Genomic DNA, 20,846 nt, shown 5'->3' on the forward strand with positions numbered 1-20,846 from the left:
CCCCGATACTGGGCGTATCGGGGCGACCCCGACAACGCAGCGAGCGTGCGTGCCAGACGCCGCCAGGCAGGCGGGACTTTCGAAACACGCCCTAGTGCCGTGACCGGCAATGGTTGCCCCGTGAGGAGCGTCGTCCAGTGCGTGCGATCGCAAGGCGGCCGGAAGTCCTTGGATGGGGTCTCCCCTGCTCGAACGAAGCTGAGAGCTTGGGGAAGGAGCTACCAGGGCTTTTGGCCAACGCGGCGAGCGGGCGTGCTGGGCGGCGCGACGGGGCAAAGCTTGCCGGGAGGGGCACTAGAAGTCGGGCCAGCGCCTCGCGCGCCGCGAGGCCGTCCCCGAACCGGGACCGCCTGTGGCGCCCCGCCGCGCGAGGCGCAGCGCCGGGTCGCCGCGTGTCCGCCGGGCATGTGCGATTACCCGGAGGCGGCGATCCGACCGGACCTCCGTACGTACATACCGGGAGCTAACGGCTCATACGGATCCGAACGAGCTCGCCGCAGCGTGACCGGTACCACACCATCTCACCGTTCGGGACAGTCTCGTCCACATCATGGATAGTGGTGGACTGTCCCGAGACGCGCGTGACAGGCTTCCGTCATGCCTGGAACTGGGATTGCCTTGGTGAGTCGACGCCACGTCGACCTCGGCCGCATGTCCAGCGCCATCTGTCCGGCGAGCTGAGAGTCCCAGCACCCGCCGCGTTCCCCCCTTTCTCTGCACCTCCTGCGCACCGCCGCGCCTCAGCGCGAGTGTGCAGTTCAGAGCCGCCCTCCCGCAGTCCCGAAGGACGTATTGTCATGGCCTCCACCCCGGAACAGCCTGCGACCACCACGCCCCGCCGCAAGGCCGGGCGCCACCGTGGCGAGGGCCAGTGGGCCGTGGGACACCACACTCCGCTCAACGGCAATGAGCAGTTCAAGAAGGACGATGACGGTCTCAATGTGCGGACACGCATTGAGACGATCTACTCCAAGCGCGGATTCGACTCGATCGACCCCAGCGATCTTCGTGGGCGCATGCGCTGGTGGGGTCTCTACACCCAGCGCAAGCCCGGGATCGACGGGGGCAAGACCGCGATCCTGGAGCCCGAGGAGCTGGACGACACGTACTTCATGCTGCGGGTCCGGATCGACGGCGGCCGGCTGACCACCGCGCAGCTGCGCGTCATCGGCGAGATCTCGCAGGAGTACGCGCGCGGCACCGCGGACATCACCGACCGGCAGAACATCCAGCTGCACTGGATCCGCATCGAGGACGTCCCGGCGATCTGGGAGAAGCTGGAGGCCGTCGGGCTCTCCACCACCGAGGCGTGCGGCGACTGCCCGCGTGTGATCATCGGCTCGCCGGTGGCGGGAATCGCCGCCGACGAGATCATCGACGGCACGCCCGCGGTCGACGAGATCCACGACCGCTACATCGGCAACAAGGAATTCTCCAACCTGCCGCGCAAGTTCAAGACCGCGATCTCCGGCTCCCCGGTGCAGGACGTGGTCCACGAGATCAACGACATCGCGTTCGTCGGCGTGGTCCACCCCGAGCACGGTCCGGGTTTCGACGTCTGGGTGGGTGGCGGGCTCTCCACCAACCCGCGGCTCGCCGAACGACTGGGCGCCTGGGTACCGCTGGACGATGTCCCGGACGTCTGGGCCGGTGTGGTGGGGATCTTCCGTGACTACGGCTACCGGCGGCTGCGCACCCGCGCCCGGCTGAAGTTCCTGATGGCCGACTGGGGCCCGGCGAAGTTCCGCCAGGTACTGGAGGACGAGTACCTGAAGCGCCCGCTGATCGACGGGCCCGCCCCCGAGCAGCCGAGCAGCCGCTGGCGCGACCACGTGGGTGTCCACCAGCAGCAGGACGGCCGTTTCTACGTCGGGTTCGCGCCCCGGGTCGGCCGGGTGGACGGCTCCACGCTGGCCAAGATCGCCGACCTGGCGGCCACGCACGGCTCGGACCGGCTGCGCACCACCGTCGAGCAGAAGATGCTCATCCTCGACGTCGAGCAGGACCAGGTGGACTCCCTGGTCACGGGACTCGAGGCGCTCGACTTCCAGGTGAGGCCCTCACCCTTCCGCCGCGGCACGATGGCCTGCACCGGCATCGAGTTCTGCAAGCTGGCGATCGTCGAGACGAAGGCACGCGGTGCCTCGCTGATCGACGAACTGGAGCGCCGCATGCCGGAGTTCGACGAACCGCTCACCATCAACATCAACGGCTGCCCCAATGCCTGCGCCCGCATCCAGACCGCGGACATCGGTCTCAAGGGCCAGCTCGTCCTGGACGCCGACGGCAACCAGGTCGAGGGATACCAGGTGCACCTCGGTGGCGCACTGGGCCTGGAGGCCGGCTTCGGCCGCAAGGTCCGTGGCCTGAAGGTCACTTCCGCCGAGCTGCCCGACTACGTCGAGCGGGTGCTGGGCCGGTTCCAGGCGGAGCGCGAGGACGGCGAGCGGTTCGCGACCTGGGCGGCGCGGGCCAGTGCGGAGTCGCTGTCATGAGCGAGCGCGCCGCACCGTTCTACTGCCCGTACTGCGGCGACGAGGACCTGCGCCCGCACGAGACCGGGCACGGTGCCTGGGAATGCGCTTCCTGCAACCGAGCGTTCCAGCTCAAGTTCCTGGGCCTGCTGACCCGAGGACTGCAGCGCAACGACGTTGAACAGGACGGGATATGACGGATATTCAGCAGAACGGACAGCTCGGGGCCGAGGAGCTCAGGGAGCTGGCCGAGCGAGCCGGCCGGGAACTCGAGGACGCCTCCGCGCCGGAGATCCTGCAGTGGGCCGCCGACACCTTCGGCAAGCGGTTCTGCGTCACCTCCTCGATGGAGGACGCGGTCGTGGCACACCTCGCGTCCCGCGCCCTCCCGGGCGTCGACGTGGTCTTCCTCGACACCGGTTACCACTTCGAGGAGACGATCGGCACGCGTGACGCCGTCGAGGCCGTGATGGACGTCAACGTCATCACGCTGACCCCGCGGCAGACGGTGGCCGAGCAGGACGCCGAGTACGGGCCGAAGCTGCACGACCGGGACCCCGACCTGTGCTGCAAGCTGCGCAAGGTCAAGCCCCTCGAGGAGGGCCTGACGCCGTATGCGGCCTGGGCGACCGGGCTGCGCCGCGACGAGTCCCCGACCCGCGCGAACACCCCGGTCGTCGGCTGGGACGAGAAGCGGCAGAAGGTCAAGATCTCGCCGATCGCCCGCTGGACGCAGGACGACGTCGACGCGTACATCGCGGAGCACGGAGTCCTCACCAACCCGCTGCTGATGGACGGTTACGCCTCCGTGGGCTGCGCGCCCTGCACCCGCCGGGTGCTGGAGAGCGAGGACGCGCGCGCCGGCCGGTGGGCCGGGCGGGGCAAGACCGAGTGCGGGCTGCACGAGTGATGACGACTGATCAGGAGAGTTCGATGAGCGTGACGGAGACGGGAGCCACCATCTGGCTGACCGGTCTGCCGAGCGCGGGCAAGACCACCATCGCGTACGAACTGGCCGGGCGGCTGCGCGGCGAGGGCCACCGGGTGGAGGTGCTCGACGGCGACGAGATCCGGGAGTTCCTCTCCGCCGGTCTGGGCTTCTCCCGCGAGGACCGGCACACCAACGTCCAGCGGATCGGCTTCGTCGCCGAACTGCTGGCGGCCAACGGCGTGAAGGTGCTGGTCCCGGTCATCGCCCCGTACGCGGACAGCCGGGACGCGGTACGCAAGCGTCACCAGGCCGAGGGCACCGCGTATCTGGAGGTGCATGTCGCGACTCCGGTCGAGGTGTGCTCCGTACGCGATGTGAAGGGGCTCTACGCCAAGCAGGCGGCGGGCGAGATCAGCGGGCTCACCGGGGTCGACGACCCGTACGAGGCGCCCGAGTCGCCGGACCTGCGGATCGAGTCGCACCAGCAGACCGTGCAGGAGTCCGCGGCGGAGCTGTACGCGCTGCTCAGCGAGAGGGGTGCAGCGTGACGACCGTCGCGGCTGTGTCGGAAGGCACCGACAATCCGTACGCACTCAGCCACCTGGACTCCCTGGAGTCCGAGGCGGTGCACATCTTCCGTGAGGTGGCGGGAGAGTTCGAGCGGCCGGTGATCCTGTTCTCCGGCGGCAAGGACTCGATCGTGATGCTGCACCTGGCGCTGAAGGCGTTCGCGCCGGCGCCGGTGCCGTTCACGCTGCTGCACGTCGACACCGGGCACAACTTCCCCGAGGTCCTCGACTACCGCGACCGCACGGTCGCCGAGCACGGGCTGCGACTGCATGTCGCCTCCGTGCAGGAGTACATCGACGCCAGGAAGCTTCGCGAGCGCCCCGACGGCACCCGCAACCCGCTGCAGACCATTCCGCTGACCGAGGCGATCCAGGAGCACCGCTTCGACGCCGTGTTCGGCGGCGGCCGCCGCGACGAGGAGAAGGCGCGCGCCAAGGAGCGGGTCTTCTCGCTGCGCGACGAGTTCTCCCAGTGGGACCCCCGCCGCCAGCGCCCCGAGCTGTGGCAGCTGTACAACGGCCGCCACGCCCCCGGCGAGCACGTCCGGGTCTTCCCGATCTCCAACTGGACCGAGCTCGACGTCTGGCAGTACATCGAGCGCGAGGGCATCGAGCTTCCGGAGATCTACTTCGCCCACGAGCGGGAAGTCTTCAACCGCTCCGGGATGTGGCTGACCGCCGGTGACTGGGGCGGCCCCAAGGAGGGCGAGCGGGTCGAGACCCGGCAGGTGCGCTACCGCACCGTCGGCGACATGTCCTGCACCGGCGCGGTCGACTCGGACGCCACGACGCTCGCCGCCGTGATCACCGAGATCGCCGCCTCCCGGCTCACCGAGCGGGGTGCGACGCGCGCCGACGACAAGATGTCCGAGGCCGCGATGGAAGACCGTAAGCGCGAGGGGTACTTCTAAATGAGCACAATCTCCACGGAGCTGTCGACCACGACCCAGCTGCGGTTCGCCACCGCGGGGTCCGTCGACGACGGCAAGTCCACCCTCGTCGGACGCCTTCTGCACGACTCCAAGTCGGTCCTCACCGACCAGCTGGAGGCCGTCGAGCACGCGTCGCGCAGCCGGGGCCAGCAGACGCCGGACCTGGCGCTGCTGACCGACGGGCTGCGGGCCGAGCGCGAGCAGGGCATCACCATCGATGTCGCCTACCGCTATTTCGCCACGCCGCGCCGCCGGTTCATCCTGGCCGACACCCCGGGGCACGTGCAGTACACCCGGAACATGGTGACGGGGGCCTCGACGGCCGAGCTGGCCGTCGTCCTGGTGGACGCCCGCAACGGTGTCGTCGAGCAGACCCGCCGGCACGCCGCCGTCGCCGCGCTGCTGCGGGTGCCGCACTTGGTCCTGGCCGTCAACAAGATGGACCTGGTCGACTACGCGGAGCCCGTATTCGCCGCCATCGCCGAGGAGTTCACCGCATACGCCGCCTCGCTCGGCGTCCCGGAGATCTCCGCGATCCCGATCTCCGCGCTCGCCGGTGACAACGTCGTGGAGCCGTCCGCGCACATGGACTGGTACGGCGGCCCGACGGTCCTCGAACACCTGGAGACGGTGCCGGTCAGCCACGACCTCACCGGCTGCCACGCCCGCTTCCCCGTCCAGTACGTGATCCGGCCGCAGACCGCCGAGCACCCCGACTACCGGGGCTACGCGGGCCAGATCGCCGCCGGCGCGTTCCGCGTGGGTGAGGCCGTCACGGTCCTGCCCTCGGGCCGCACGTCGACGATCGCCGGGATCGACGCGCTCGGCGAGAGCGTGGACATCGCCTGGGCGCCCCAGTCGGTGACCGTCCGGCTCGCCGACGACATCGACGTCTCGCGCGGTGACCTCATCGCACCGGCCGACGACGCGCCGGCGGTCACCCAGGACGTCGAGGCGACCGTCTGCCACGTCGCGGACCAGCCGCTCGTGGTCGGCCAGCGGGTGCTGCTCAAGCACACCACCCGCACGGTCAAGGCGATCGTCAAGGACATCCCGTCACGGCTGACGCTGGACGACCTCTCGCAGCACCCGGCGCCCGGACAGCTCGTCGCCAACGACATCGGCCGGATCGTCGTCCGTACCGCGGAGCCGCTCGCGCTGGACGCGTACGCGGACTCCCGGCGCACCGGCTCGTTCCTGCTGATCGACCCGGCGGACGGCACCACGCTGACGGCCGGCATGGCGGGCGCCTCGTTCGCCGCCGAGACCGAGGCCCCGGCCGCCGACGACGCCGAATGGGACTTCTGATGGTTGTCGACATCTACGCGACGTTCGCGAAGGAGGGCGGCCGGATCGGCAGCGGCGCCCTCGGCAGCGGCCAGGGCGGGGTTGCGCGATGTGCGCGATGACGTACGCGCACTGCCTGCGCGCCCGCTTGCACCAACCGCACCTCCGGTACCGCCAGTTCAGACGAAGACATGCCGACTGCCCGGCCGCGTCCCCCTAACCGTCGAGGGACGTGGGCACCGGGCCAACGAGAGGAACGCCTCCCGTGCCTGCCACCCGTTTCCCCCTGCGCCGCAGCCTCGCCGCAGCCGCCGCTCTGCCGCTGCTCGCCGTGGCGCTCACCGCCTGCGGCTACGGCTCCGCGGCGAAGGACGACGACGCCAAGAAGGCGAACGTCTCCGCCGACGGCAAGAAGCTCTCCACGGACACCGTGAAGATCGGCTACTTCCCGAACCTCACGCACGCCACCGCCCTGATCGGCATCCGGGAAGGCATCATCGCCAAGGAGCTCGGGGGCACCACGGTCAAGCCGTCGACGTTCAACGCGGGCCCGTCCGAGATCGAGGCGCTCAACGCCGGTTCGATCGACATCGGCTTCATCGGCCCCTCCCCTTCCATCAACGGCTTCACCAAGTCCAGGGGCAAGAGCCTGCGGATCATCGGCGGTGCGGCGTCCGGCGGCGTGAAGCTGGTCGTCAACCCGAAGAAGATCAAGACCCTGGACGACCTCAGGGGCAAGAGGATCGCCACCCCGCAGCTCGGCAACACCCAGGACGTGGCCTTCCTCAACTGGATCTCCGAGAAGGGGTGGAAGGTCGACGCCCAGAGCGGCAAGGGCGACGTCTCCGTGGTCCGCACGGACAACAAGGTGACCCCGGACGCCTACAAGGCCGGTTCCGTCGACGGCGCCTGGGTCCCCGAGCCGACCGCCTCCAAGCTGGTCGCGCAGGGCGCGAAGGTGCTCCTCGACGAGTCGACGCTCTGGCCGGACAACAAGTTCGTGATCACGAACATCATCGTGTCGCAGAAATTCCTCACGGAACACCCGGACGTCGTCGAGGCGGTGCTGCGCGGTTCGGTCAACACCAACGAGTGGATCAACGCCCACCCGGACAAGGCGAAGGCTTCCGCCAACACCGCGCTCAAGGAGCTGTCCGGCAAGGAGTTGCCGGCCGAGGTCCTCGACCCGGCGTGGAAGTCGATCCGGTTCACCGATGACCCGCTGGCCGCAACGCTCGACACGGAGGCCGAGCACGCGGTGAAGGCGGGCCTGCTGGAGCAGACGGATCTGACGGGCATCTACGACCTGAAGCCGCTGAACAAGATCCTCAAGGCCGCGGGCAAGCCCGAGGTCTCCGACGCCGGACTCGGCGTCAAGTAACCCCCGACCGTTCCAGGATCTCCCAGGAGGTGACGACCATGGCGATGACCACGCTCACCAAGGCCGAGGACCGTACGGCGGTCGGGCACGCTGCCCGTATCGACCACGTCTCGAAGTCCTTCGGCGGGCCGGAGGGGCCGCAGCTCGTCCTGGACGACATCACGCTCGATGTCGCTCCCGGCGAGTTCGTCACCCTCCTGGGAGCTTCCGGGTGCGGCAAATCGACGCTGCTCAACCTGGTGGCCGGACTCGACCGCCCGACCGCGGGGTCCATCGAGACCTCCGGCGGGCGGCCGGCCCTGATGTTCCAGGAGCACGCCCTCTTCCCGTGGCTGACCGCGGGCAAGAACATCGAGCTCGCGCTGCGATTGCGCGGGGTACCCAAGTCCGACCGCCGCGCGGAGGCGGAGCGGCTGCTCGAACTCGTACGGCTCGGCGGGGCGTACGGAAAGCGGGTGCACGAACTCTCGGGTGGCATGCGCCAGCGGGTGGCGATGGCCCGCGCGCTCGCCCAGGACAGTCAACTGCTGCTGATGGACGAGCCGTTCGCCGCTCTCGACGCCATCACCCGGGATGTTCTGCACGACGAGCTGACCCGGATCTGGCGCGAGACGAACGTCTCGGTCCTCTTCGTCACGCACAACGTGCGGGAAGCGGTCCGGCTCGCCGAGCGGGTCGTCCTGCTGTCGTCGCGGCCGGGCCGGATCGCCCGCGAGTGGGCCGTCGACATCGACCAGCCGCGCCGCATCGAGGACACCGCGGTGGCAGAGCTGTCCGTCGAGATCACCGAACAACTGCGTGGGGAGATCCGCCGACATGGCCAGCACTGACACCACCACCGAGGACAGCACCGCCGCGTCCGGCACCGTCAAGGACGCCGCCCAGGACCTGGCCGGGCTGGAGGCGGGGCTCGACGCGCTCGACGCGGTGCGGGTGAGCCGGACTCCGGTACGCCAGGTGCTGGTGCAGAAGGTCCTGCCGCCGGTCGTGGCCGTCGCGCTGGTACTCATCGTCTGGCAGATCCTCATCTGGGCGAAGGTCACCGACGACTACAAGCTGCCGTCGCCGTCCCAGGTCTGGGACGAGGTGACCAACGCCTGGGCGCAGGGCACCCTGCTCGGCTACATCTGGACGAGCGTCTCGCGCGGCCTGCTCGGCTTCCTGCTGGCGCTCGTCATCGGTACCCCGCTCGGGCTGCTGGTGGCGCGCGTGAAGGTGGTGCGCGCGGCAATCGGCCCGGTGCTCTCCGGTCTCCAGTCGCTGCCGTCGGTGGCGTGGGTGCCGCCCGCGGTGATCTGGCTGGGGCTCGACGACACGATGATGTACGCGGTGATCCTGCTGGGCGCCGTCCCGTCGATCGCCAACGGTCTCGTCGCCGGTGTCGACCGGATCCCGCCGCTGCACCTGCGGGCCGGGCAGACGCTGGGCGCCACCGGGCTGCGCGGCACCTGGCACATCGTGCTGCCCGCCTCGCTGCCCGGCTATCTGGCGGGGCTGAAGCAGGGCTGGGCGTTCTCCTGGCGCTCGCTGATGGCCGCCGAGATCATCGCCTCGTCGCCCGATCTGGGCGTGGGCCTGGGGCAGTTGCTGGAGCAGGGCCGCGAGACCAGCAGCATGTCGATGGTGTTCCTCGCCATCTTCCTGATCCTGATCGTCGGCATCGCCATCGACCTGCTGATCTTCAGCCCCCTGGAGCGGTGGGTGCTGCGCAGCCGCGGCCTCCTCGTCAGTCGCTGAACCACGAAACCGATCCAGGAACCGAGTACCGTCATGGCTTCCCCCGTTCTTCTCGTCATCGCCCACGGCAGCCGCGATCCGCGGCACGCGGCGACCGTGCACGCGCTCACCGCGCGGGTCCGGGCGCTGCGCCCCGGACTGTGCGTGGAGACCGGCTTCCTGGAGTTCAACGCCCCGTCCGTGCCGCGGGTGCTGGAGCGGCTGGCCGCGCAAGGCGTCGGCGAGGTGGTGGCCCTGCCGCTGCTGTTGACCCGGGCCTTCCACGCCAAGACCGACATCCCCGCCGTACTGCACGAGGCACAGACCCGGCTGCCGCGGCTGCGGATCCGGCAGGCGGAGGTGCTCGGCCCTTCGCCGCTGCTGAACTCCGCCCTGGAACGGCGGCTGCACCAAGCCGGGGTCTCCCCCGGCGACCGAGGCTCGACCGGGCTCGTCCTGGCCTCGGCGGGCTCCACAGACCCGGAGGCGATCGCAGTGATCGCTGAAATCGCGCGGGAGCTGCGGCACACCGGTTGGTGCGCCGTGCGGCCTGCGTTCGCCTCCGCTGCATCGCCTGGGGGCCATCCCCCCGCCGAGGACGCGGTACGGGCCCTGCGGGCATCCGGTGTCCGTCGTGTCGCCGTGGCCCCGTACGTCATCGCGCCCGGCCGCCTCCCCGACCGTATCGCCGCGGGCGCCCGGGAGGCGGGGGCGGATGTACTGGCCGAGGTGCTCGGTCCTTCGCGGGAGTTGGCGCGGCTGCTGCTGCGCCGCTACGACGAGGCGTGTGTGCCGCGCGTGGCGGCGCTCACCGCCTGACACCGGCGCGGGCCACACGTCCGGCCGTCTCGGTCCGCCCGGCCTTGGCCGTCGCCCTGACCGTGACCGCCGGTCCGGCGCCCGCCGCGGTGACAGCGGCGACGGTGACCGTGTACGCGGCCGAGGGGAGGGACGGGGCACCGGTCCCCTGCGCGCCGGCCGCGGTGACGGTGAAGGGGCCGCCGTCCTCGGGGAGCCCACCGATGCGGATGCAGGCGGGCTCCGCGTCCGGAGCGCCATGAGGAGCGCCCCCGCGGCGCCGGAGGGGCGCGGCGGTCAGCCGACGTCGAGGCTGCCGGTGCGGGTGCGCTTGAGCTCGAAGAAGTCCGGGTAACCGGCCAGCACCCGGAAGCTGTCGAAGAGCCTGCCCGCCTCCTCGCCGCGCGGGGCGGCGCGCAGCACCGGGCCGAACCACACTGTGCCGTCGACATGGATCGTCGGCGTGCCGACATAGCCGTCCGCCTCCGGGTCCTTGCCCGCGTCATGGCTGCGCCGCAGCGCTTCGTCGTAGGTGTCCGCGTGCGCGGCACCGGCGAGCGCGGCGGGCAGGCCGAGCTCGGCGAGGGATTCGGCGATCACCTCGTCGAAGTCCTCGTTCTTCTGCTGGTGGATGCGGGTGCCGAAGGCGGTGTAGAGGTCCCGGAGCACGCCGTCGCCGTGCTCGGCCGCCGCGGCGACCGCGACCCGTACCGGGCCGATCGACTTGTCGACCAGTTCCCGGTACCAGTCGGGCAGTTCATTGCCGGTGTTGTGCAGATGGAGGCTCATGACGTGGAAGCGGAGCTCGATGTCACGCTGCTGCTCCACCTCCAGCATCCAGCGGGAGGTGATCCAGGCGAACGGGCAGGCGGGGTCGAAGTAGAAGTCGACGACGGCTCGGTCAGTACCGTGATTCCGATGAGTGGTCATGGCCCGAGCGTAGCCAGCCATTGGCATACGACTACGGGCCAATCAGCACCCCTTCCAGTGGGCCACTTTCAGGCGGCGGTCCACTGCGGATCGCGTCCGCTGCGGGCCAGTGCGCGCGCGAGGACGGGCGCCGATCCGGGCACGTCGACCTCGTCGGCGAAGCCGCCGTACTGCCGGTAGAGCTCGGCGGACCCCTCGATGACGCCGAGGACGTACGCGGCCGCCCCGTCGGAGAGCCTGAGTTCCTGACCGGTCGCGCGGGCCACGTCCCAACTGTGCAGAGCCGTCTCCTCGATGAGCATCGCGGCGATCTCGGCCGCAGGGGACGACGCATGGCCCAGGTCGATCTCGCCCTCCCAGACGGCCGGGTCCGACCAGGCGGCGACGGCCCGGTCAAGCTGCGCCGCGTACTGCTCGGCCCAGTCGGCGTCGGCCGTGAAGTCACGGGCGGTGAGCTCGTCGGGGAGGGGCGTGCGCCGAGCGCGGTGCTCCAGGCCGTGCGAGGTGTAAAGCACCCAGTGGTTGATCAGTTCCCGCAGATCCCAGTCACCGCAGGGAGTGGTCGGCGCGGTCAGCTGTTCGGCGCTGATGCCACGGGCGATACGGGCTGCCTCGGCGGCGCATTCGGTCATATGGGCGTGCTCGGTCTTCATGCACCGGACGATACGGCCGGACGCCGGCGCCGGTATTGAAGAAATGCGACAGCGACCCGTGTCGGATGTCCGGCTCGCTCAGGACGCGGTGTCGACCAGTGCGGCGCGTTCGGCCACGGACATCGATCGGCTCCCGCCGCTCACGCGCGAACGTGTTCACGGTGCGCTGCAGCACGTCGTCGACCGGTGTGGGCACCCCGTACAGCCGCCCTCTCGCCGTTGAGGCGGTCCGCCTCCAGGGGGGACGGCACGTGCGCAGCGCGTCACCCGCGGCCGAGGACGGTCACGCGCCTTCGTGCACCGTCACTCGTCGTCGGAGGGCCCGGCGACGAAGAGGGTCGCCTGATGGAAGTAGAGCAGCCAGCTCCGGCCGGTCAGCCGCCACAGCGAACTGCGGTGCGCCCGGAGCCCCTTGGACTCGGTCTCGAAGGTCAGATGGACGACTCCGTCGGCCAAGTGGACCCCCTGCATCCGGGACGCGGTGAGCGGTCCGGGCCGGGGTGCGTCGTTGGCGATCAGCAGGGTGATGATCGCGTCACGGTTCCAGCAGCGGCCGGTGGTGTCGATCTCCCGGTACTCCGGGTGCAGTACCCGGGCGAGGAGTTCGGTGGAGGCGCGGACCAGCGGGTCGAGGAGGCTGAGCTCACCCTCGATGGCCGCGGCGACACCGGGCGACGGCTCAGGCACGTGTCATCTCCACGAGTTCGGCGACGATGTTCCGGTTCGGTGTAGTGGCGGTGGATCCCTTGATGAGAGCGGGACGGTGGATGCGGTGGCCGCGCACCTGGATCCCGCGCAACGGTGCCGCGTACATCGTGGTCATGGGCACACCGTAGGACGGTCCGCCCGAGCAGCGCGGCCGCCGCGCCCCGTGGGGTGGGCACGGCGGCCGCCGATTCGGTGATGCCTGCTGCTCAACGGCCTTCAGCAGCTTGTTCGGCGTGCCCTCGGTCGCGTTGCAGGGCGCCGACGCGGCGACCGCCGTCCACCATGGTGGTCCGGGACGTGAGGACCGGGGCCGCTTGCGGGGGCGTTCCACCATCAGGCTCCGCCTCAGCAACATGGTGGAGCTCTGAGCGAGATGCCGAAGCCCTGGGTGATGCCTGACAGCCTTTTACTTGTAAGGGTCACGAACCGCCCCTCTCAGGGATCCTCTGGCCCGCAAGGTGGAGAACCGGCCCCGCAGGTTCACCGGGGAGCATGACGAGACAACTCCGTTCCGCCCCTACCTTCGGAGCAGCGACGATGGCAGGGAGCCGACGTCGGCCACGAGGGGGCAGGTCCGTCATGAGAACAGTGGATTCGGCGCGCACGGGGGCGCCACGCGTACGCGGCATCGCCGCCCGGGCCGGCGGCTGGAGCGCACGGCACCGATGGGCGGCGGTGACCGTGTGGGTGCTGTTCGTCGTTCTCGCGATGGGACTCGGCTCGGCGGCCGGCCGGGTCGATGTGAAGGAGAGCGACCAGTTGTCCGGCGAGGTGAGCCGGGCCGTGCAGATCACCGAGGACGCCGGGCTGAAGGCTCCGGCGGGCGAAACCGTGCTCATCCAGGCCGACAGCCCCTCGGTGAAGGCCACGTCACCGGAGTTCCGCTCGGCCGTCGACGCCGTGATGAAGGCGGTCCAGTCCACCGGTGAAGTGACCGCCGTGACGTCTCCGTACTCGACGAAGAGCATCTCGGCGGACGGTCGCAGCGCGCTCGTACAGTTCGAGATGCGGGGGGATCCCGAAACGGCGAGCGCGCGCGTCGAACCGGTGCTGAAGGCCGTCGGCAAGGTCCAGGGCGAGCACGACGGTCTCGTGATCGAGGAGATCGGCAGCGCCAGCATGGGCAAGACCTTCGAAGACGCCTTCGGCGACGACTTCCAGCGGGCCGAACTCTCCGCCGTACCGGTCGCCCTGGGCATTCTGCTGATCGCGTTCGGGGCCCTCGTCGCCGCACTGCTGCCGGTGGCTCTGGCCATCACGGCGATCATCGCGACGATGGGGCTGATGGGCGTGGTCAGCCATCTCCAGCCGATGAGCCAGACGGCGAACTCGGTGATGCTGCTGGTCGGTCTGGCCGTCGGTGTCGACTACTGCCTCTTCTATCTGCGGCGCGAGCGCGAGGAAAGGGCCAAGGGACGCGACGCCCGGACCGCCCTGATGATCGCCGCGGCAACCAGCGGACGCGCGATCATCGTCTCCGGTGTGACGGTCTGTGTCGCGATGGCGGGCATGCTCTTCACCGGTCTCGCCGAGTTCGAGGCGATGGGGCTCGCCTCGCTCATGGTCGTCGCGGTCGCGATGGTCGGCTCGGTGACGGTCCTTCCCGCCCTGCTCTCGCTGCTCGGCGAGCGGGTCGAGAAGGGGCGGGTGCCGTTCCTCAACCGCCTCAAGCAGTCCGCCGGCAGCCGGCGGAAGTCGACCGCTCACCACAACCGCCCGCACCCGTCGGCCGTGCAACCGGGCGCTGCGAGCAGCGAGAGCCGGGTGTGGCGTGCAGTACTCAACTCGGTGCTGCGCCGCCCTTGGACGGCGTTGGTGATCGCGGCGGGCGCACTCGCCGCGGTTGCGCTGCCCGCCGTCGGCATGCACACCCAGAACCTCACCCTGGACCAGGAGTTCGGCAGCTCGCTCCCGATCGTGCAGACGTACGAGCGGCTCAACGCGGCGTTCCCCGGCGGCGCCGACCCGGCCCGGGTCGTGGTGAAGGCCGACGACATCAACGCCGCTCCGGTACGTCAGGCGCTCGCCGACTTCCGTGAGCAGGCCGTCGCGTCGGGCGCCTCCAAGGGCCCGGTCGACATGGTGACGCACGACGCGGAGAACATCGCGGTCATCGACGTACCGCTGGTCGGTGGATCCGATCAGAGCAGGGCCGTCAAGAGCCTGGATCTGCTCCGTGACCAGGTGCGCCCGGACACGCTCGGCAAGGTCGACGGCGTCGAGGCGCCGATCACCGGTCAGGTCGCGGGGTCGAAGGACTTCAACGACCAGATCGTCGGCGCGGTGGTGCCGGTATTCGCCTTCGTCGTGGTCTTCGCCTTCCTGTTGATGCTGCTCTGCTTCCGTTCACTGACGGTCGCAGTGACGTCCATCGTGCTCAACCTGCTGTCGGTGGGCGCCGCGTACGGCATCCTGACCGCGGTCTTCCAGCACGGCTGGGGCGCCTCTCTGGTCGGTGCGGAAGGGGTGGGTGCAATCGTCTCCTGGCTGCCGCTCTTCCTGTTCGTGATCCTCTTCGGGCTCTCGATGGACTACCACGTGTTCGTGGTGTCCCGGATCCGGGAAGCCCGACTGCAGGGCCGTTCCACCAGGGACGCGATCGCCCACGGCGTGGTGACAACGGCAGGCGTGGTGACCAGCGCGGCGGTCATCATGGTCGCGGTGTTCGCGATCTTCGGCACGCTGTCGATGCAGTCCATGAAGCAGATGGGCGTGGGATTGGCCGCTGCGGTGCTGATCGACGCGACGATCATTCGCGGGGTGTTGCTGCCGGCCGTCATGGCGCTGCTCGACGAACGCAACTGGTACCTGCCGAAGTGGCTGAGGTGGCTGCCGGACCTGACACACGACGAGTCGGGCGTCGCGGACGGGGTGCGCGACGACCGGGCCCCTGGTGCGATTCCCTCCCCCGCCGTTGAGGCCACGGGGGAGACCCCGGACAGCACGCTCACCGGACAGTCCCGATAAACCCTGCTCAGGCGGGCAGTTCGGCTTCGATGAGGCCGACTGCCCGCTTTGTGCCGCCCTCCCCCGCCATGTGCTCCCGTACCGCCGCCGCCTTCGCCGCCACCACCGGGTCCCCGGCCAGAGCGAGCACTGCGGTGCGCAGCGCCTCCGGGGTCACCTCGTCCATCGGCAGATGACGGGCGACGCCCAGCGCCTGCAGCATGTCGGCATTGCCGAACTGGTCGACCGCCTGCGGGACGGCGACCATCGGGGTGCCGGTGGCGAGCCCCTCCTGGCTGCCGCCCGCACCCGCGTGGGTGATGAACGCGTCCGCCTGCTCGAGCACGGAGAGCTGCGGCACCCAGGAGCACACCTCCACATTCGCGGGTACGTGCCCGAGTTCGGCGACGTCGACGAACGCACCGATCTGGAGCACGACATGCCAGCCGGGCAGGTCACCGAACGCCTCGATGCAGTCGCGGTAGAAGCCGGGCTGCTGGGTGAAGGCCGAGCCGAGCGACACCAGCAGCACCTTCTCGGCATCCGCGGGCCGCTGCCACTCCCCCTGGTCGGCACGGTCGCCCAGGCAGGCACCGACGAAGGTGTGAACCTCGCGGTCCACCCGGTCCGCGTTCGGCTGGAGCACCTCGGGGATCAGGACGACCGAGCGGCGCGGTCGGCCGACGAACGGATCGGGATGCTGGTCGATGCCGTTCTCCGTGAGCCAGTCCGCGAACCGCTGGCGGTACGCCCGCCCGCGTTCACTGCGCATCAGCTCGGCGGTCATCGGCTCGCCGACCTCCTCCTCGTACCCGTCCCAGGCGACCAGGTTGGGTGAGAGGGAGACCGCGGGCACGCCCCAGCGGTGGGCGAGGACGCGGGCCGGGTAGGAGGTGATGTCGTGCAGGACGAGGTCCGGCTCGTCCCCGTCGAAGGCCTTGATGAGCTGGGGCAGCGCCTGGACGGCGTCGTCGAGGAACGGCTCCAGGTGGTCGATCGGCTCGGTGCCCCAGTCCTCCGGCGCGGTGGGCAGGACCGAGGTGTAGAGCACCGGTTCGGCTCCGGTGGCGGCGACCTTCTCGGCGAAGGACGGCGGGATGGCATAACTGACGCGGTGCCCACGGCCGACGAGTTCCCGGATGACTTCGAGGCTCGGGTTCACGTGTCCGTGGGCGGCGATGGAGAACATGGCGATGTGGGCACGTCGGGTATCCGTCATGCCCACACCGTAGACGAGACGAGACGTCTCGTGCAGCTGGATTTCCTGGTCCGGTCAGCGCTGGTAGCGCGCCAGGACCCGATTCCCGTCGTCGACCAGGCGTTTCTTCAGTTCGTCCCGTCCGATCGCCCCGCTGTAGTACTCCTGGAGTGCGGGTGTGGCGACCTTGTCCTTCCACTCGGGGTAGCCGCGCACCGACTGGGCGGGCGCCGGGCGCAGCCCCTTCGCGAGAGCGGCGCCGGTCGCCCAGCCGTTCTCGGCTGTGTGCAGAGCCGGGTCCGCGAGCGCCGCCGTGCCGGTCGGGAGCATCCAGTCCCCCCGCGCCAGGCGCACCATGTTCTCCGGGCGCAGCAGGAAGTCGATGAACTCCACGGCCGCCTTCTTGTGCGGGCTGGCCTCGGCGACGGAAAGGGTCTGCGGGCTCACACCCTGGGCGAGCCCGTCATTGCCCGCAGGGGCGGGCAGCACGGTCCACTCGAAACCCTTCGGGGCCTGCTCGACGACCTGCTGACGGTACGAGAAGCCCAGCGGAACCATCGCGTACCTGCCGCCGAACAGCCCGGGAAGGGTGTCGGAGCCGCCCATGCCGAGCGTGGTACGGGCGGCGCTGTGATCGGTGTTGACCTGGTCGCGGATGGTGCCGGGCATGACCTCGTCGCCCTCGTCGAGACGGATGGTCACCCTGCCGTCGGCGCCACGGTGGAAGAGCCGGCCGCCGCTGGAGACTCCGAGGTTGAGGGTGACGGAGACCGGTTCCCGGAGCGGCCAGGCGACTCCGTACGCCGCCTTCCCTTCCCCCTTGCCCGTCAGCTCCTTGGTGACCTGCCGGAATTCGTCCCAGCTCCAGGGCTTCGCGGGGCTCGGGATCCGGACCCCGGAGGCCTTGAGAATCTTGGTGTTGGCGATCAGGACCCGGGGCTCCTGGAGGAACGGCACCCCGTAGACACCGTCGCCGAACGTCGCGGTCCGCCAGCTCTGCTGCGGGATATCGGCGGCCAGCCGGCCGGGGAGCAGTGTGCGCAGGTCGGCGAGATAGCCACCGTACGCGAAGTCGGCGAGGTCGTCGGAGGCGTCATGGATGACATCCGGCGCCTCGTCGCCCTCGAAGGAGGTGAGCAGCTGGTCGTGCACGCTGTCCCAGCTGCCCTGGACGTACTCGACCTGAATGTCGGGATGGCCCCTGTTCCACTCCTCGACCAGTTGCTTGTTGGCGTCGACGGACTCCTTCTGCCAGGCCAGCGACTGGAAGCGGAGCTTGATCTTCCCGCTGTTGTCCGTTCCGGCGCCACCGCTGCAGCCGGCGAGGAGCAGAGCCAGTGCGGTGGCCGCGGCGGCTGCGGTACGCACGAGTGCCCGCATCAGCTCTTCACCGCCCCGGCCAGCATGCCCCCGGTGATCCGGCGCTGGATGATCGCGAAGAGGACCAGGGAGGGCAGGGTGGCGAGGAACGCGGCGGCGGCGAGCGGCCCGAGCTCGGCCGCGCCCTCCGCGCCGAGGAAGTGGGTGAGTACGACCGGCAAGGTCTGCTTCTCCGGTGTCTTGAGCAGGACGAGCGCGAAGAAGAACTCGTTCCATGCGGTGATGAACGCGAAGAGTGCGGTGGCGACGATGCCGGGGGCCAGCAGCGGGACGGTGACCGAGACGAGTGTCCGCAGTCTTCCGGCGCCGTCGACCGCGGCGGCTTCCTCGAGTTCGGGCGGTACGGCGCGGACGTACCCGACCAGCATCCACAGCGCGAACGGCAGCGCCCAGACGGCGTACACCGTGATCAGCCCCCAGAGGGTGTTGATCAGATGCAGATTCTTGAGGATCAGGAAGAGCGGAATGATCAGCAGGACGAAGGGGAACGCCTGGCTGACGACGACCCAGCCGGTGGCGGCCGCCGTGAGCCCGGTGCGCTGCCGGGCCATCACATAGGCCATGGGCGTGGCGATGACGACGGCGATCAGAGCGGCGGAGGCCGCGGCGACCAGCGAGTTGGCGGCGGCCTGCAACAGGGGCTGCTCGTCGAAGGCCTGCCGGAAGTTGTCCAGGGTCGGATGCTCCGGGATCCAGGTGGGGTGCAGGGAACCCAGTTCGCGCGCCGGTTTGAAGGCGGTGGAGATCAGCCAGAGAAACGGGAACGCCAGGAAGACGAGGTAGCCCAGGAGCGCGGCATACTGTCCCGTGCGGGCGGATCTGCTGGTCCGGAGACTCACTGGTCCTCGCCTCCCCTGAGCCGGCCGACGAGGTGGACGGCGAGGACCACGGAAATCACCGCGACCATCACACAGCCCATCGCCGCGGCGTAGCCGAACTGGCCGTAGCCGAAGGCTTCCTCGTACGCGAAGAGCATCGGCAGCCGGGTCCGGCCACCGGGACCGCCGTTGGTCAGGACGTAGACCAGGGCGAAGGAATTGAAGTTCCAGATGAAACTGAGCGCAGTGATGGAGAGGGCGACCGGCCTGAGGGCCGGCCAGGTGACGCTACGGAACCGGCGCCAGGCACCCGCGCCGTCCAGGGCGGCCGCCTCGTGGAGTTCCTGCGGGGTGTTCTGGAGCCCGGCCAGAAGCGCGACGGTGGTCTGCGGCATGCCCGCCCAGACGCCGACGACGATCACGGCGGGCAGCGCGGTGGTGAGTCCGGTCAGCCAGTCCCGGCCGTCGCCGAGCCCGAGATCGCGGATGGTCTCGTTGAGGACGCCCGCGTCCGGGCTGTAGACCAGCCGCCACATGATGCCGACGACCACTTCGGGCATGGCCCACGGGATGATCGCGAGGGCCCGCGCCAGCCAGCGCATCCGCAGGTTCTGGTTGAGCAGGAGGGCAAGGCCGAGGGCCAGGACGAACTGCGGGACGGTGACACCGACCGCCCAGACGAGGCCGATCCGGAACGAGTCCCAGAAGAGGGCGTCGTGGAGCAGGTCCTGGAAGTTGAGCCCGCCGACCCACTGGGTGGAACGGGTGCGGCCGGACTGGGCGTCGGTGAACGCCAGCGCGATGCCGTAGAGCAGCGGGCCGACGCTGAGGATCAGGATCGGGATCAGGGCAGGCAGTACAAGGAACCACGTACCGGCGTTCCGGTTGACCCGCGGGGCTGCTCCACCGTGCGTGGACTCCGGGCTCCCGGGCGGGCCATGCCGCCCGGTCCGCGCCGTTGCATTCGCTAACGTCATGAATTCGACCCCCTTGCGTCATTGGATCGGTTTCACCCAGATCTGGCCGCTCAGGTTGCCCCCGCCATGGTGCTGACGGGTCGTCGGTTCGTCAAGGTCGCCTGCACAGATGCGAAAATCGGATCCATGAACGAGATGCGTGCGCGCGAGGTACTGACCGCTGCCGGACTGTCCGACGGCGCGGAGCTGCTCGCGCTGGGTGAGAACGCGGTGTTCGCCGTCGGCGGCCTGGTGGTCAAGGTCGGCCGGAACGCCGTGCAGAACCCGGAACTGCTGGCCCGGGCCGAGCGCGAGGTGGCCGTCGCGGAGTGGCTCGCCGGATCGTCGGTCCCCGCTGTACGGGCGGCTGAGCCGAAGGCGCGGCTGGTCGAGGGGCATCCGGTGACGGTCTGGCACCGGCTCCCCGACGCGGTACGTGCTGCCCAGCCGCGGGATCTGGCGCAGCTGCTCACCCTGGTCCACGCACTGCCCGCGCCGGAGGGCTTCACGCTGCCCCGGCGTGAGCTGCTCGGCGGGGTGGAGCGGTGGCTGCGGCTCGCGGGCGACGCGATCGATCCGGCCGACGCACAGTATCTGCGGGAACGACGGGACGGATTCGCGGCGGCGGCTGCGGCGCTGGTACCGCATCTGGTGCCGGGGCCGATCCACGGAGACGCACTGCCGCGCAATGTCCATGTCGGTCCGGACGGGCCGGTGCTGGTGGACCTGGAGACGTTCTCCACGGATCTGCGCGAGCACGATCTGGTGGTGCTGGCGCTGTCCCGGGACCGGTACGGGTTGGCGGCGGAGGCGTACGACGGGTTCACGGACGCCTACGGGTGGGACGTCCGTGAGTGGGACGGGTGTGCGGTGTTGCGGGGGGCCCGGGAGACGGCGAGTTGCGCGTGGGTCGCGCAGCATGCGCCGGGGAATCCGGCGGCGCTGGCGGAGTTCCGACGCAGGGTCGCGTCCTTGCGCGACGAGGCCCCCGAGGTGCGGTGGTATCCGTTCTAGGGCGTGTTTCGAAAGTCCCGCCTGCCTGGCGGCGTCTGGCACGCACGCTCGCCGCGTTGTCGGGCTCGCCCCGATACGCCCAGTATCGGGGCGACCCTCCGCCTTGCGATCGCACGCACCCGACGCCGCCAGGCCCGCCCAACGGGCGGACGCCG

21 protein-coding genes and 1 pseudogene are annotated in these 20,846 nt (G+C 70.0%); 13 read left to right on the plus strand and 9 right to left on the minus strand.

All coding sequences use genetic code 11. The annotated features are described in order from the left end of the window. Positions 1 to 597 precede the first annotated feature (597 nt). From AB0915_RS31445 to AB0915_RS31495, 11 genes are all read left to right on the plus strand, one after another. Positions 598 to 681: a putative leader peptide gene (locus AB0915_RS31445; RefSeq protein WP_310739661.1), complete on the plus strand. Its 84-nt coding sequence runs from the start codon at positions 598 to 600 to the stop codon at positions 679 to 681. A 116-nt stretch (positions 682 to 797) separates the two neighbouring features. Continuing rightward, positions 798 to 2,495, plus strand: a complete 1,698-nt coding sequence (locus AB0915_RS31450) for a nitrite/sulfite reductase (protein ID WP_366694315.1) — start codon at positions 798 to 800, stop codon at positions 2,493 to 2,495. Then, positions 2,492 to 2,671 (plus strand): hypothetical protein, encoded by a 180-nt coding sequence (locus AB0915_RS31455; protein WP_366694316.1) that lies wholly within the window; start codon positions 2,492 to 2,494, stop codon positions 2,669 to 2,671. The genes AB0915_RS31450 and AB0915_RS31455 overlap by 4 nt, the downstream gene beginning before the upstream one ends. Then, on the plus strand, positions 2,668 to 3,384 hold the full coding sequence (locus AB0915_RS31460) for a phosphoadenylyl-sulfate reductase (RefSeq protein WP_366694317.1): 717 nt from the start codon (positions 2,668 to 2,670) through the stop codon (positions 3,382 to 3,384). The genes AB0915_RS31455 and AB0915_RS31460 overlap by 4 nt, the downstream gene beginning before the upstream one ends. Then, positions 3,384 to 3,953 carry an adenylyl-sulfate kinase gene (gene cysC / locus AB0915_RS31465; protein ID WP_366694318.1) on the plus strand — a complete coding sequence of 190 codons (570 nt, stop codon included), beginning with the start codon at positions 3,384 to 3,386 and terminating at the stop codon, positions 3,951 to 3,953. The genes AB0915_RS31460 and cysC overlap by 1 nt, the downstream gene beginning before the upstream one ends. Next, positions 3,950 to 4,885, plus strand: coding sequence for a sulfate adenylyltransferase subunit CysD (gene cysD / locus AB0915_RS31470; RefSeq protein ID WP_366694319.1), 936 nt, complete (start codon positions 3,950 to 3,952; stop codon positions 4,883 to 4,885). Before cysC ends, cysD begins: the two co-directional genes overlap by 4 nt. Beyond that, positions 4,886 to 6,214, plus strand: a complete 1,329-nt coding sequence (locus tag AB0915_RS31475) for a GTP-binding protein (RefSeq protein ID WP_366694320.1) — start codon at positions 4,886 to 4,888, stop codon at positions 6,212 to 6,214. A gap of 244 nt (positions 6,215 to 6,458) precedes the next feature. Further along, positions 6,459 to 7,574: an aliphatic sulfonate ABC transporter substrate-binding protein gene (locus AB0915_RS31480; RefSeq protein WP_366694321.1), complete on the plus strand. Its 1,116-nt coding sequence runs from the start codon at positions 6,459 to 6,461 to the stop codon at positions 7,572 to 7,574. Positions 7,575 to 7,612: 38 nt separating this feature from the next. Further along, a complete protein-coding gene (locus tag AB0915_RS31485) occupies positions 7,613 to 8,404 on the plus strand; it encodes an ABC transporter ATP-binding protein (protein WP_366694322.1) in 792 nt (263 codons plus the stop codon). Continuing rightward, positions 8,391 to 9,311 (plus strand): ABC transporter permease, encoded by a 921-nt coding sequence (locus tag AB0915_RS31490; RefSeq protein WP_366694323.1) that lies wholly within the window; start codon positions 8,391 to 8,393, stop codon positions 9,309 to 9,311. Before AB0915_RS31485 ends, AB0915_RS31490 begins: the two co-directional genes overlap by 14 nt. A 33-nt stretch (positions 9,312 to 9,344) precedes the next feature. Beyond that, positions 9,345 to 10,109, plus strand: a complete 765-nt coding sequence (locus tag AB0915_RS31495) for a CbiX/SirB N-terminal domain-containing protein (RefSeq protein WP_366694324.1) — start codon at positions 9,345 to 9,347, stop codon at positions 10,107 to 10,109. A 276-nt stretch (positions 10,110 to 10,385) separates the two neighbouring features. Here the strand turns inward: AB0915_RS31495 and AB0915_RS31500 are convergent, their stop codons facing one another. From AB0915_RS31500 to AB0915_RS31520, 5 genes and pseudogenes are all read right to left on the minus strand, one after another. Then, a complete protein-coding gene (locus AB0915_RS31500) occupies positions 10,386 to 11,018 on the minus strand; it encodes a DsbA family protein (protein ID WP_366135519.1) in 633 nt (210 codons plus the stop codon). 68 nt (positions 11,019 to 11,086) lie between these two features. Beyond that, positions 11,087 to 11,671: a TIGR03086 family metal-binding protein gene (locus AB0915_RS31505; RefSeq protein WP_366694325.1), complete on the minus strand. Its 585-nt coding sequence runs from the start codon at positions 11,669 to 11,671 to the stop codon at positions 11,087 to 11,089. Positions 11,672 to 11,749: 78 nt separating this feature from the next. Then, positions 11,750 to 11,910, minus strand: a pseudogene (locus tag AB0915_RS31510) (ketopantoate reductase family protein); the annotation flags it as partial. A gap of 64 nt (positions 11,911 to 11,974) precedes the next feature. Next, positions 11,975 to 12,358 (minus strand): nuclear transport factor 2 family protein, encoded by a 384-nt coding sequence (locus AB0915_RS31515; protein WP_366694326.1) that lies wholly within the window; start codon positions 12,356 to 12,358, stop codon positions 11,975 to 11,977. Then, positions 12,351 to 12,494 carry a hypothetical protein gene (locus AB0915_RS31520; RefSeq protein WP_366694327.1) on the minus strand — a complete coding sequence of 48 codons (144 nt, stop codon included), beginning with the start codon at positions 12,492 to 12,494 and terminating at the stop codon, positions 12,351 to 12,353. The genes AB0915_RS31515 and AB0915_RS31520 overlap by 8 nt, the downstream gene beginning before the upstream one ends. 464 nt (positions 12,495 to 12,958) lie before the next feature. On the opposite strand from AB0915_RS31520, the gene AB0915_RS31525 reads away from it, so the two are divergent. Then, complete coding sequence (locus AB0915_RS31525) at positions 12,959 to 15,346, plus strand: MMPL family transporter (protein WP_366694328.1); 2,388 nt, start codon at positions 12,959 to 12,961, stop codon at positions 15,344 to 15,346. A gap of 7 nt (positions 15,347 to 15,353) precedes the next feature. On the opposite strand, the gene mgt is transcribed toward AB0915_RS31525, so the two are convergent. From mgt to AB0915_RS31545, 4 genes are read right to left on the minus strand one after another with little or no spacing between them, the layout of a single operon-like run. Then, a complete protein-coding gene (mgt, locus tag AB0915_RS31530) occupies positions 15,354 to 16,544 on the minus strand; it encodes a macrolide-inactivating glycosyltransferase (RefSeq protein WP_366694329.1) in 1,191 nt (396 codons plus the stop codon). Between the two features lie 54 nt (positions 16,545 to 16,598). After that, positions 16,599 to 17,903 carry an extracellular solute-binding protein gene (locus tag AB0915_RS31535; protein WP_366694330.1) on the minus strand — a complete coding sequence of 435 codons (1,305 nt, stop codon included), beginning with the start codon at positions 17,901 to 17,903 and terminating at the stop codon, positions 16,599 to 16,601. Beyond that, the gene (locus tag AB0915_RS31540) at positions 17,903 to 18,742 is read right to left on the minus strand and encodes a carbohydrate ABC transporter permease (protein WP_366694331.1); all 840 of its coding nucleotides are present in this window, start codon (positions 18,740 to 18,742) and stop codon (positions 17,903 to 17,905) included. The genes AB0915_RS31535 and AB0915_RS31540 overlap by 1 nt, the downstream gene beginning before the upstream one ends. After that, a complete protein-coding gene (locus tag AB0915_RS31545) occupies positions 18,739 to 19,698 on the minus strand; it encodes a sugar ABC transporter permease (protein ID WP_366694332.1) in 960 nt (319 codons plus the stop codon). Before AB0915_RS31545 ends, AB0915_RS31540 begins: the two co-directional genes overlap by 4 nt. Before the next feature lie 126 nt (positions 19,699 to 19,824). Here AB0915_RS31545 and AB0915_RS31550 point away from each other — a divergent pair, with 126 nt between their 5' ends. Continuing rightward, the gene (locus AB0915_RS31550) at positions 19,825 to 20,691 is read left to right on the plus strand and encodes an aminoglycoside phosphotransferase family protein (protein ID WP_366694333.1); all 867 of its coding nucleotides are present in this window, start codon (positions 19,825 to 19,827) and stop codon (positions 20,689 to 20,691) included. Positions 20,692 to 20,846: the final 155 nt, after the last annotated feature.

The sequence above is a fragment of the Streptomyces sp. NPDC048411 genome, assembly GCF_040704695.1.
Lineage (GTDB): Bacteria > Actinomycetota > Actinomycetes > Streptomycetales > Streptomycetaceae > Streptomyces.